Origin of the sequence: Paenibacillus sp. J23TS9 (assembly GCF_018403225.1) — a bacterium.
GTDB lineage: Bacteria > Bacillota > Bacilli > Paenibacillales > Paenibacillaceae > Paenibacillus_AQ.
This window is the reverse complement of the sequence record NZ_BOSG01000002.1, coordinates 426,996-440,150: the sequence shown is the minus strand read 5'-3', so window position 1 is coordinate 440,150 and position 13,155 is coordinate 426,996. Positions and strand designations below refer to the sequence as shown.

The 13,155-nt window shown below is 51.5% G+C and carries 6 protein-coding genes; all 6 read left to right on the top strand.

The genetic code is table 11. The features are described from left to right. Positions 1-22 precede the first annotated feature (22 nt). The 6 genes from KJS65_RS17555 to KJS65_RS17530 all read left to right on the top strand — a co-directional run bounded on the left by KJS65_RS17555 (position 23) and on the right by KJS65_RS17530 (position 13,118). Positions 23-3,412, top strand: coding sequence for a tubulin-like doman-containing protein (locus KJS65_RS17555; RefSeq protein ID WP_213651172.1), 3,390 nt, complete (start codon positions 23-25; stop codon positions 3,410-3,412). Positions 3,413-3,414: 2 nt separating this feature from the next. After that, complete coding sequence (locus KJS65_RS17550; RefSeq protein ID WP_213651171.1) at positions 3,415-5,868, top strand: transcription initiation factor TFIID; 2,454 nt, start codon at positions 3,415-3,417, stop codon at positions 5,866-5,868. Positions 5,869-5,911: 43 nt separating this feature from the next. Beyond that, positions 5,912-7,192, top strand: a complete 1,281-nt coding sequence (locus tag KJS65_RS17545) for a vWA domain-containing protein (protein ID WP_213651170.1) — start codon at positions 5,912-5,914, stop codon at positions 7,190-7,192. Positions 7,193-7,211: 19 nt separating this feature from the next. Then, positions 7,212-7,856, top strand: a complete 645-nt coding sequence (locus tag KJS65_RS17540) for a beta-mannanase (RefSeq protein ID WP_213651169.1) — start codon at positions 7,212-7,214, stop codon at positions 7,854-7,856. An 859-nt stretch (positions 7,857-8,715) separates the two neighbouring features. Further along, on the top strand, positions 8,716-9,978 hold the full coding sequence (locus KJS65_RS17535; RefSeq protein ID WP_213651377.1) for a hypothetical protein: 1,263 nt from the start codon (positions 8,716-8,718) through the stop codon (positions 9,976-9,978). After that, on the top strand, positions 9,978-13,118 hold the full coding sequence (locus tag KJS65_RS17530; protein ID WP_244864635.1) for a GAP1-N2 domain-containing protein: 3,141 nt from the start codon (positions 9,978-9,980) through the stop codon (positions 13,116-13,118). The genes KJS65_RS17535 and KJS65_RS17530 overlap by 1 nt, the downstream gene beginning before the upstream one ends. The last annotated feature ends 37 nt before the right edge of the window (positions 13,119-13,155 follow it).

The following is a 13,155-nucleotide window of genomic DNA, read 5'->3' as shown; positions in this document are numbered from 1 at the left end:
GATCTACTCAGGAGGGGAAATTATGAAACCGGTAGTAAGAGAACATATACAGCAGCTTGATGTATCACTCGGCGGAGGAATTGTCAGCGAGAAGATTCGGGTCGATACGATCGACAACCCGATTCTCATCATTGGCCTTGGAGGTACGGGTATCGATGCGCTGCTTCGTCTGAAATACCAGATCAACCGTCGCTTCAAGCTGCCTGAGGATCCGCTCTCCAAAAAGAAAATGGAGAAGCCGTCCAACGTGGAGTTCCTGGCTTTTGAAACGAACGAGCAGGACCGGAACAAGCGTTATAAAGGCGTTGGGCTGGATTCTATCAATGAATTCGTTCTTCTCTCCAATGCGGAAATCGGCGGCCTGCTGCAGAACCGCAGCATTTTGGAGCCGTATGTTACAGACTGGCTGTCTCCGGAGCTCAGCATTACCGACGGCATGAACGGCGCGGCCGGCGTGCGTCAGGCGGGACGGTTGCTCTTGTTCACCAAGATCAATCAGGTGGTGCAGGCCATTGATAAAAAAATTAAAACCTTGTCCGTAGGCACCAACAAAAAGCTGATGGTGTTTCTGCTGACCGGTCTGTCCGGTGGTACGGGCAGCGGCTGCTTCCTCGACATCGCCTATATCGTACGCGGCATTATCGAGCGCGACCACGGCTCGGCAGGGATTGACCGCGTCAATACGCTCGGCTATTTGTTTACGCCGGATGTGAACCTGTCGAACAAGAGTCTGAGCGAACATACGCGAGAATACATTAAGAAAAACGGCTATGCCGCGCTGAAAGAGCTTGACTACTGGATGAACGTGGATGCCCGCAGCGAGCGCTTCAAGCAGCAGTACGGCAATATTTTGAACGTGAACTCTCCGCTGCCGCCATTTAATCTGTGTCATTTGATCTCGGCAACGAACACCGAAGGCAAGCTGCTGGAGAACGCGTATGACTACTGCATGAACGTAACCGCAGAGAATATCACGAACTTTATGGCCAGCGAGGAAAAGCAGTCGGGCGAGGAATTCGCGATCCATGATTATATCAGCAACATTCGTACGAATATTGCACAGATGAACAAGGCGTATCCGGCGAACTATGATTACAACATTATCGGGGCATCCTCCGCGGTGCTGCCGATTGAAGAAATGACGACTTATCTGGCATTCCGTCTGTTCGGCAAAATGGAAACGATGTTCGAGAAGGCACCAAGCCAGGAGGATGTGGAGAAATTTGCCCGCAAGCTGGGCATTGATCTCGACACGATGATGAAGACCTTCGAATCGCGCGTGCCTGAGCCGCTGCCGGGTTATCAGAACAGTGAACGTCTGAGCTACACCAACGTGGTGAAAAATCAGGTCATCAACATGGACACAGAGCTGGAACAAAATTTCTTGGCTCGTGCCCGTGAAGAATACATCAAGGCGAAGAAGCAGCTGCCGGGCGAGGTCGTGGAGCAGTTCAGCGACCAGATCCGCCGCATTTTCCTGCATCCGGAACAAGGGCCGTTCTATGTATCGCGTCTGTTGTATACGGAAAAAGGCTTCTGTCTCCTGAAAATGCTGCTGTCCTACATCGAAGCGCTGCGTGAGAATCTGACCCGCATTCCGCGTGATATTGAAGCGGCAAGAGAGCAGGCGAACGACCGGCTAGGTGATGCGAAAAGCGCTTTTGTATCCAAGGATAAAAAGAAGAATGTCTACATTGAGGCCAAAATCAATGAATATTGGCTGATGGCGGATGTGGAACGCACAGAGCAGATGATCGAGTTCTACGAAGATCTGTATGATCTTTTGAACCAGGAAAACAATCGCATTTATAATGTATATACCGAAATTCTGAACGCTCTGAACGCGATTTTCGCCAAAAACGGAGATATTCTCTTGAGCGGCGAAGAACAGCAGGATCATAAAGGCAACAAAACCTACTACTGGAACATTGTCAGCGTGCCGGATATTTCCAAGGTCATCAACAAGATGATGGAGCAGAAGGACGTGGAGGATTTGATCCGCGACTTTTCCCAGGAGCTGCTGCAGCACTCCAATCAGTGGATCAAAGAACAGGAAATCGACATCATCAGCTCGATCTCGGATTTCCTGACAGAGAAATTCGGAGATCTGATAACGAAATCCATGGAGGATTTCCTGATCATGAAGTTTGGCCAGGAGGAGTCCATCGAGAAGTTCGTGGAACGCAATATTGCCAGCAAGCTGGATGAGGAGGCCGTACCGGTATTCCATCTCAGCAACAGCGCGGGTAACCTGTACTTCCCTTCATGGGGCTTTGTGTCTGTACCGGTTCAAGCTCCGAGCATTCTGAAGGGGATCCGGAACTACCAGAACAATTCCGTCGGCAAATCGCATTTTACCGTGAAGGAAAGCGAAGTGAAGAACCGGATTTTCTGGCTGAATACGAAAAACGGGGTACCGCTCTTCGTCTACACGCCGCTGAAGGTGTTCGAAGAAAGCTACGAGCGCACCATTCTCGACAAGGAAGGCATTGGACGTCACCTGGTGCAAACCGACCGTGCGAACTGGACGTATCTGCCTTCACCAATTCCGGAAAAATCCTGGGGCGAGACCTACGTCAATCCGCGGGTTCAAGGTTACAATGCCCGTGTCCGTTCGGAATTCGAACAGGCATTTACCTACAAGATTATTGTGCAAAAGGATATCGACCAGAATACGAGCAACCGCTATGCAGTGATTCATACCAAGCCGTTTGATCTGAATGAAGTTCTGCGAGCTTATGATATGCAGCTGAACACGGCCAAGCCGAATCTGGGCGAGGTGAAGCGTGCAGCAACCGAGTTGAAGCGACTGCTTGAAGGCGGACTGGAAAGAGAGAGCACGAAGGATATCTTCGGCAGCATCAACGAAGACTTGGCGAAGGAGAATCTGATCCGTTCACCGGAACAGATTACGCGTGTTCGCGCCGAGCTGGCCAAGTATCAGGCGATTGCAGCCAAGCTGCAGGAGCTGGATATGGTCATCAGCCAGAACCAGGACGAAGAGAAGTGGCTGGATCATTTCATTGAAGCGATGTACACCGGTACGATTACCAAAAAAGGCGCGCTGTACGTATACGACCGGGATCCTGAAGAAGAGTCCTGGGAGCCCTTTGCGAACCTTATGAAGAGCGTCAATTACGTGGAGTACGAGGTCTACAAGCATTTCCGCGGACTGGACGAGAAGAGCCGGAGCACTCTGCTGCGCAAAGCTGCTCGCCGTGATAATGATATGACGGCTTCCGAGGACATTTCGGCGCTGCTTTCCAAGCTGGAAGAACTGGCTGAAACGTTCCTTGATGCGCGTGACCGCCTGGAATACGAGAAGGTTGAGCTGGCGGACGGGGAAGAACGTCATCAGTTCTACAAGCAGGTGTCTTCCAAATTAAATGACATTCGCAGAAGGTTGAAATAACGATGGACCAATTATTGGAACGGTTTGCCGCAGGCTATGCCGCCGATCAGGATAAGCTGTCAGGCAAGGGGGATGATCAGAGCAGTATCCATTACCCGGCCGTGTTTCTCTTCATCGGCGATAAGGCGGCGGATGCGATCGAACCCATGATGAGCATTAATCAGAAAAAGTGGGATAATAGCGCCGGCGTGATGTACTTTCATGTCGGAACCGGGGCGGCCGATCGGAAAGTTCCCGCCTATGGCGATTCCAGGCAGCCTCACACTCCCGCAGGAGCAGACAGCTCCAGATTGTATAACAGGGAAGGTTCTGCAGAGTCGGCACAGCGGCTGAACCGCTTCGTCCTTACCTCCGCCCCGGCTGATGGGGATGCGAAATCACTGCGGAAGGAACTGTATCAGTCCTTTTACCGCGATGAGCAGCAGCTCTATGGGCTTAACCGCGCACTGCGGCAGCTCAGCTACGATATAGCGGACTACGGCCGGCTGTATTCGTCGTTTGACCGTATACATCTCTCTGTCATTACGCGGGTCGACGACCCGCTTAATGTGTTCATAACGGAAATTTCGCTGCTTGCCGAGTCTATTTTCAGCCAGTCTTTCAAATCGGTCCAGATGGATTTGTATGTGCTGATCAGCGAACGGGAGCAAATGGAGGCTTTCGGATACGGCAGCTCGGCAGGGGTTGCTTTTTTGAGAGAACTCGAACTGATGCAAAGTCCTGATTTTAACTTCTCAGCCCGTCTGCATGTCACGGAGGATGGCCTGTCCATACCAGTGACGCATCAGCCAGCCCCTTTGTTTGACCTGGTATATGTGCTTTCCGACAAAAACGAGCGTGGTATTTCGGCAGCTGGCGGCCTGCGTGACAGCTATGAAATTATTTGCCATCTGAGCCTGTTGAAGAACCGCAAGCAGAAGGAAAGTCATTACGACATGAACAGCGGAGGATATAACAACACCTCCTTCAAAAATAATATCATGACCGAATCCGGACGGCAGGGTTATATCTCTGCCGGATTCTCCCGGGTCAAGCGTCCGAATGAATCCATTGCCCACGCGGTGCTGTATCATTTTTACAGCGGTCTGCTGCAGCGGATGAAGAATCTGCCGGAGTGGGGAATGAAGGAGAAAATGTCGTTCTTCGGCCTGGATCAGGCTGCCGTATCGGAGAGGGCAGGGAGACTTGTGCCCGACAGCACTAAAATCACGGAAATGACCGGTATGATGACTCATCCGGTAAGCTACGCTTCTTTGAAGCGGATGACCCTGCGCGAGGCGGAAGCAGCACTCTTCGGCGGCGGCTCTGAGGCTTACTTCCAAGGCAACTATGTGCAGGAATCCGCACATAAGCTTCAGCAGATGGAAGCCGGAGAGGAACTGCGGGCATTGATCCGCCGCCGTCTGCGCGAGCCTTCCGGTATCGGTGTTTTCGGAATTGCCGATTGGACCGATGAGAAGAATGGCGCGGGGAGTGTACTCGAAGCGGTACAGAGCCGCATTCGTGATCTGTCGGCTCACTTGGATTCCGAGCGATCACAGCTGGCGAATTACTATGAGGAACGAGTCGAGGAGCAGCCATTTCCGAAGCGGCCGCTGATGGAGAAGCACAATGTCCGCAGCTTTATCCGTTTCTTTTTTGAAACGGTGTACCAGCGGAAGCTGGAACTCCTCCTGCTTGAAACCGAACTCAAGCTGTATCGCCGTTACGAGTCGGAGCTTGTAAGGATTCATGTGGAGTATAAACATAAGGCGCTGGAGCTTACGGAACTGCAGGGTACGCTCCTGAATGCAGCCCGGGCGAGCATCCGGACGGCCGACGATTACATCGGGCAGAATATTATGGAATATTACGGCGTGGTCACGGAAGAACTGATGCGTGATCTGGAATCCCGGCGTGGTGCCGATATCTTTTTCGAGGAACGGTTTATGGGAAGCTTCACTGAGCTTCTGGATGAAGGCAGGGAGCGGATACTGGCACGGCTGATCGAAGTATGCCGGAGGGAACTGCTTGATGCGGAAGCTTTTGACCAGACCTTTGAAGAAGAGCTGCTGAACCGTGCAAATGTCACCACGGAATACAGCAACAGACAGGTTCTGTCGAAGGAAGAGCTGTTCAAAAAGCTATACCGGACCCTGGAAGAGAATGCGGTCATCAATGCGCGTCTACTTGAATATACGCAAGAGCACCGTTATGAAGAGAAATATTTCTTCGGCGATGCGGAAAGCGAATTTATAAGGTATGCGTCAACGGCAGACGAGACCTCCCGCATATACAAGCTGGGTGTTGTTCATGAGAAGCGAAGCAGCGGCGTGGAGAAGCTGAACATCATGGGCGGGTTTCATTTGGAGGATCTGATGTATTACCGCAATGGTAGGGTCTACTATGAAACGTATGTCCAGAACGGCTATGAATTTCACGGTATTGAGGCTGAACGGCTGCCGGAGCTACGGTGAGTGAAGCCAGCTCCTATCCCATTTTGGAAAGGAAATATGTCATATGCAGCGAAAATTGAATTTGCTCCTGCTGCTCTTCAGTCTGATCGGGGGCGCCGTCGGCTTTGGAGTCTCGGAAGTCATTCTGGACAAGTGGGGCGGAGAATGGCCTTGGATCGTGGTGATCGGCCTTTATTTTGGCCTGGTAGCCTTGTTTATCGGATTATCCTGTCTGGTTGCCGAGATGATCTCGCCGCGGCTGAATGGCCCCTCATGGAGACAGCGCTACACGGGAACCTCGTGGAAGCTGCTTGTGCCGGCTACACTGGTGATGCTGTTCGTGGTTGGCCTGGGTCTGGAATTCGTGTACGAAATAAATGCCGGCGGGGCGAAGCCGGTCAAGGATATCGCGCTTGTCATTGATAACTCAGGCAGCATGCAGGAGACGGATCCGGACAATGGGCGCTATACAGCAGCCAAGAGCATGATCAGCCGGATGGACAGCGACAACCGGGTCGCCGTTATGGTCTTCAACGATCAGACAAATCTGCTGCAGCCTTTTATGCAGGTGAAAAACCAGGCGGCAAAGGATAAGATCCTGGGGGAAATTGACGCGCTGGAAGCAACGGATGGCGGGACCGATATCAGCCGGGCTTTATCGGAAACGATGCAGCATATTCAGGACAAAGGGGACGCGGGACGCGGGACGATGGTTGTTCTGCTCTCCGACGGCTTTAGTGATGTTGATCTGAATTCGGCACTTGCGCTGTATAAGCAAAAGAAGGTGCAGGTGAATACAATTGGCCTGAGCCTTGTACAGTCGGAGGGTTCCAGCTTGTTGAAATCCATCGCGCAGGAAACCGGCGGACAATATTACGATGTGCAGAATGCGGGCGATTTGTCGGTGGTCTTTCAGAAGATCTATCAGGATACGGGTGAGCGCACGCTCATTACCGAGCGTACAGGACCTACGCAAAACAGCCCGGTTTACATGATTCTCCGGATTGCGGCGCTGGCACTGATTGGCGCAGGTATTGGCCTCGCGTTGGGACTTATCTTTGACAACCGGTATTTGGCTCGCAGCTTTGGAGTCGGCGGCGTGGTTTCAGGACTTCTTGCAGGCTTGCTGCTGGAGTTCGGATTATCCGGTGAGGGCTGGAGCGATGCGGTCATCCGCCTCTTAGCCTGCCTGGTGCTCGCGGGTGTGCTTGCTCTCTTCACGGCAATCATTCCGGTGAAGGAGAACGGCAAGCTGGCGAGCGGCCTGCAGCGTCCCGGCTCGGCCGGACGCTCGCATGACGGATTTTCAGGGCGATCTAAGGATAACAGCAGTAGAGGATTTTAACACGGGAGGCGAATGAAGGATGCGGTTTATTGATGCGGATATAAGCTCACTGCTCATTCGCGGTGTCACCCATCAGCTGGATGGAGACCGCTGTACACTCCGCTGGCGCTGGCCGGAGGATATTTCGGCGGTCTACATCGAGCGGAATATTGCGGGAGAAGAGCCGATGTCTGACATTCAGAGACCGGATATGAGCAAGCTGAAGCTGTATACCCGGAACGAGTATAAAGCCAGCAATGGATATCATGACCGGATCGATGGAGTCGGCAAGGTTGTTTATACGATATACGGGTCAACCGATACGGAGGACGGTCCGGTGCTGATCCGTCAGCATGACGGGCAGAACCGGAAAGAGTTCAGCACCGGCAAAGCTAAGGTGTGTTTCTCCATCCGTCAGAAGAGCGGCTGGCTGCAGAAATACAAGTCGGTGCAGATCAAGGTAACGACGGAGATTCCCATTCCGAAGGAAGCTCTCTGCTACGTCAAGAAGGAAGGCGGATATCCGGCGAATAAAGATGACGGCACCATGTACCCGTTTGTCACTGATTTCGAGGCCGGACGCAATGTACTGCCCATCATCGAGGTGGGGAAAAACGACTATGTGCGGCTGTTCTTCACTGACGGGAAAAGGTATGGGCAGTTGTATGAGCTGGTGCCGGAGTGAGCGGTGCTTCTGTTGAAATCACGTTATTTGATTTTGGTGCATCGCTCCGGATGCGGATCATTCTTTCGCTCGCTGTTGCCCCTGGATTTATTTGAATTTATTGTACGGTATAAATCCAGGGACAAAGGCGAACACTCCGTTTCTCCAGAATGATTCCGCCTCCTCCGCTGAAGCCAATTATCGGTAATAACGCGATTTCAAAGGAAGCACGCTACCCCTAAGGGATTTGATATTTAGGATTTGCTGATCTTAAAATTGAATCAGCGATGATCTGATAGAGGGTGAACGGCCGATGTAGCAGGCGGAATCGGGAGCTCTGGTTACTTAAGCGACTCTAATTGCTTTCGCTTCGAGAGAATTAGAGTTGAGTTTTAGCGAGAGATTTGTTCTTTTCGTAAGTATAAATAGATAGTAATGAAGATGACTTACTAGAACGTGATTTATGAGTCATGGGTGATCCAGAGCAAACCCATTCTGATGCTTGATTATTTTTAAGAAGTTCATCCATGCAAGTTAAAGTAATTATTTCATAACGAGTTGGTTCTGAAACTCGTTTCAAAGATACCACAACCAAATGCATAGCGAAGCGGAGGGGACGGAATCGTTCTGAAGAAACGTAGTGGTCGCCTAAAAGCTTTCCGGAGGAAAGCTCACTTCGGAAGCATAGGCTTTGTCATCGGATTTTTACCTTGTAAAAATTAATCAAAAAAATCTGATGACAACAGCGATCGGAAGAATGATCCGTCACCGAAGCACAGCGGACGAAGAGCGAACGATCCGTCACCGTAACGCAGCGGACGTTTCCGTCTCTGAAGCGCCCACTATGCATAACCCACTTCTAAGGGGGAAGAAAGAAATCATGGGCATTTTTGATATGTTCAAAAAGAAACAGATAGCTGAGCCAAGGCCGGATTTCTACGATATTGTATGTCCGTACTGCTTCAGCAAATTTGCTCCGGATGAGGTTGTTTTCCGCGCGGCGCACAGCCGGGAAGACGATGAAGATTACGCGCTCCAGGAAGACGAGCCGCTTAATCGCTACCGCGAACGCTTTGGCCTCGACTCGGTGTACGACATGGAAGCCATTTTGCGTCCAGGAGACATCCCAGAGGAGCATCATGTTTACTCCGACCATGTGCTGGTCGGCTTGAATGACCGCTACGGTGTCGTTACGCGCCATCGTTTGTGCCCAAGATGCCATAACGAGCTTCCGGTCACGTCCGGCAAGGTACCGAGCAACATCATCTCGATCATCGGCGCGTCCCAGGTGGGCAAATCGGTGTATATGACGTCATTGATTCATACGCTTCAGCATTCGACAGCGGACCATTTCAATGCGGCCTGTATGCCGCTGAATGCTGAGATTAGCCGGAAATTCCGCACAATGTACGAGGAGCCGCTGTTTGAGCGGGGAGACCTGCTCGCTTCGACGCAAAAGGAAAGAATGCAGGAGCCTTTTATTTTCCAGTTCGTGTTCAAGGATGAGACGAAGCCGCCGCTGACGCTGGTCTTTTTCGATGTCGCCGGCGAAGGCATGGTTGATGAGGATTACCTTGGCCTGCATGGCCAGCATATCAAGAATTCTGCGGGTATTCTGTTTATGGTCGACCCGCTGCAAATCCGCTCTATCCGTGATAAAATCCGCATCCAAATGGGAGATGAACCCGGTGAATGGGTGTCGCAGTATGACGAACCGCGTGATGTGGTGCTGACGATGTTTGGCGATTTTATCGCTTATGAGGATAAGGGGAAAACCGACATTCCCACCGCTGTGGTGCTGACCAAAAGCGATATGCTCCATTCCCTGAAGGATGAGGAAGGCGAGTATATCAAGTCGAACAGTAACGTGTTCAACAACATGGTGCATCGCAGAGCTCTGAATTTGACTGAATTTGAAAATATCGACGGTGAAATCCGCCGCTTCATTGAAAAGGTAGACCGACCGTTCAAAGGCACGATGGATGTCTATTTTTCCGATACGGCATATTTCGCGGTGTCTGCGCTCGGCAGCAATCCTACCAATCAGAAAATGCAATCCGTGGTCAGCCCAATCCGCGTGGATGAACCGTTCATTTGGCTGATGTATAAGCTGAAGTACATTGAGGGGAGAGACGAAGTGTGATGTTAACCCCGAATAAGATCCAGCAGCAGATGTATACACGTGAGCGGCGGGGCATTTTCCGTTCGACGGAAGGCTTCGACACAATTGCCCGCTCGCCGGGACTGGATCACGCTTATATCAAAAAAGTACTGCATCCATTCTGCCAGTATGATGCTCCGGCGGAGCTTACGGCGCGTACAGAGAAAGAGGGGCAGGAGTACCCGGATGCTCTGCATGTGGTTCACACGGAGGCCGGCGAGACGATTGTCGGCCGGAGTGTGTATCAGCCGGCGGACTTTACCGGGCTGCGCAGCGCCTTTTTTACACATAACTATGTCATTCCTGCCGATTTCAAGGATTCACCGGAGACGGATTACCGCTCCTGGCTGAATGCGACCTTCGCTGAACGGTATGATATTGAGCAGGGAATGGAGCTTCCGGAGCTGCCTGCGATCCCATCCAAGGAACGTGGCGGGAATCTCACCAGGGATGAGGCACTGGGACTGCTGCAGGAGCTTAAGATGGACGAGCAGGTGTTCAAACAGCTTTTGTTCGCGGCGATGGCTTCGGTGTCCGGCAAGAAAAAAGTATATATCGTATTGGATGTGGACATTGAGCAGTTGTCTGAAAAAGCCAAGCAGCTGTTGACACTGCTTTTTGCCAGCCTACCATACGGTGTCCGCCGTCAGCTTGGGTTCCTGACCTATGCGAAAGAGCCGCAGAGCAAAAAGGGCATTCAGATCATGTTCGTAGAGAAAGGAAGCCTGCGCCTGAATGACCGCAGCATCGAGAAGGATTTTCTGTTCGAGCTGGCGGCAGGACGGGTATTCAATGCGGATCTGGACTGGGGCGATCAGCCGTATCTGGATTTTGCATGGGACAACCTTGGCAATCCGGAACGTGCGGAGCGCTTTTACGAGTTCGCAGTCCGAATGCTCAAAGACATGGAGCCGATCCGTCAAATTTCGATTGCCAGCTATCATGAGCTCGCGGTGCTTTTCCAGATTGAGGAGGGCAATGTAAAGCTGTATGAACCGAATAAGCTGGCTGTACTCCGCGGATTGCTGGATTATTTGTCGCCTGCGGGAGCTCTTCCCTCCAAAATGCGCCTGAATGATCTATTTTTGGCGAGCTTCGATCTGGAATTTGACGATGTCAAACAAGGGGAGATTCCAGAGCTTGAGGTCATGGAATGCATCAAGGACTTTTACCGGATCGATAAAAAACATAGCGAACGAAAAATTGTGGAATATTTTATCCGGATCTTGAATAATGCCATTTCCAAAAACCGCAAGGATCTGCTGTCGGCGATCTACGCTATAATCGAGAGTGATGCGGAGCTGAGTCAGGCCTTTTTTAGCAGAGTGCTGGCAAGCCCCGGTCTCCCGAAGCTGCTGTTTGATCCTTATATCGAGAACCGCCTGAAAAAAGCGCCAAAGGCCCGGGATGTTGTGGAACTGCTGAACCGCTGGGTAGTTAACCATCCGGTTGTTCTTGACAGCGACTTTTTCACCAAGCTTGCGGAAACGCAGATGGCCGATAAGCTCCGTAAAGAAGCCGAACCTGTCAAAGCGGTTAATCAGCTGCTGGATCAGCTGGACAAGCTGGATCAGGATCCGCAGCGCGGCTTTTCGTTAGTCGAAGGCGGGTCGCTGTTTGTGGATAGGCTGATGTATGCCGCTAACCTGTTCCTGCTAAAGGATATTCAGGTGGATAAGCTTACAAAAGAGCAGCTGCTGCAAATCGGTTTTCTGAACAATCCGAAGGAGTTTCGTACCTGGGTGTCCCGTTTTGACTCCCGTACCCGATCCAAGGGAGAGGTAATGCTGGCGGCGTACCAGTGGTTTTCGAATCCGCATCCTGAGCTTTCCGTGCTAAAGGGACTGGCACCAGCGGAGCGGGACGAGGTGCAGCAGCTTGGGCAAAGCTGGCTTCGTAAGGAAGTGGGAGCTTCCCGGTTTGAAAGCATCACCATGGCCTTTTACTATGATGTGGATACCGAGGCTGTAGATTACAGCGGGCTGATGGAGTTCATGCACAAGCATGCTCCCAATCCGGAAACGGTGTACGAGTTTATTCAGTGGTCGGCGACACAGCCGGCATTTGTTCGTCCGCGCGGTCTCGTCCCGGCCTATGCGACAGCCATCGTGAATTATTTTAAAAATTACGATAACCATGCATTTAAAAATAAAGAGAATGTCCGGAAATACTTCGATACCGCCGCTCCCGTCCTGAAGCCAGTCTATGCCAAAGTGAGAAACGAGCAGGCTTCACCGCTAGTTAAGTTTCTGCGGGGCAACCCGAAAGTGTTCAGGCTCAGCTCCGTGCTGATGTTGATTATTGTCGTGGTTGGAGGCATGCTGCTCGTCCTTAAGGCAAACGGCGGATTCATCAAGGAACCGGTAGAGAAGCCTGTGGATGCTGCGAAGCCGCCAGCTGCAGTTACGCCGCAGAAAGAGCCGGAGATTGTAAAAGAAGTGCCGGTATTAACATCCAAAACGCTTAAAAATGCTGATAAAACCAAGGTGACCCAGCTGACGTTCCATTTTAAGGAGCCGGCGTCCTGCCGTGATTTTACGGCCGGTGAAGTGACGATTATGGGAAAAGACGGTAGTGTCATATTGGAGATTCCTTCGCCTGCATTTGATCATAAATGTGCTGCGGATCCGGTTCAGGATCAGGGTACAGGCACAGATGCTGGAACAGATGCGACAACGGGGCAAAACGGCAGCAGTACGACCGATGGTGCGACAGAGGGTACGACAGGCAGTACCGGCACTGCGGATACCGCAGGCAAAAACGATACAACCGGAGCCGGTAAGTCAGATGACAGTAAGGATACAGGAACTGCTGGAGACGGGACTGCCGGTACTTCCGGAAGTGGTGGCTCTGCAGGTTCCGGAACCAGCAGCGCAGCTGACTACACCAGCTCGGTCAATCTTAAGCTCATCAAAAAGCTCGATCTGACCAAGGTAGATAAGGTGCTGGTGGATAATGTGCCTTATGTGATCATACCGGAGGACCAACTGGGTAAGACGACGCCTCCGGCGGATAGCACACAAGACACTACGCAGAATACCACAGAAGGTGACTCGCTGAACGGTACTCAGAATACACAAAGCAGCGATCAAAGCAGCACACAGGATACCGGTAAAAAATAATATTTTATAATTACTGAATCCATTTCATAACTCACTA

Bases quoted from the DNA above. Each gene is read 5' to 3' on its own strand.
- KJS65_RS17530 (WP_244864635.1), top strand. From the start codon at position 9,978: ATGTTAACCCCGAATAAGATCCAGCAGCAGATGTATACACGTGAGCGG.
- KJS65_RS17555 (WP_213651172.1), top strand. From the start codon at position 23: ATGAAACCGGTAGTAAGAGAACATATACAGCAGCTTGATGTATCACTC.
- KJS65_RS17550 (WP_213651171.1), top strand. From the start codon at position 3,415: ATGGACCAATTATTGGAACGGTTTGCCGCAGGCTATGCCGCCGATCAG.
- KJS65_RS17535 (WP_213651377.1), top strand. From the start codon at position 8,716: ATGGGCATTTTTGATATGTTCAAAAAGAAACAGATAGCTGAGCCAAGG.
- KJS65_RS17545 (WP_213651170.1), top strand. From the start codon at position 5,912: ATGCAGCGAAAATTGAATTTGCTCCTGCTGCTCTTCAGTCTGATCGGG.
- KJS65_RS17540 (WP_213651169.1), top strand. From the start codon at position 7,212: ATGCGGTTTATTGATGCGGATATAAGCTCACTGCTCATTCGCGGTGTC.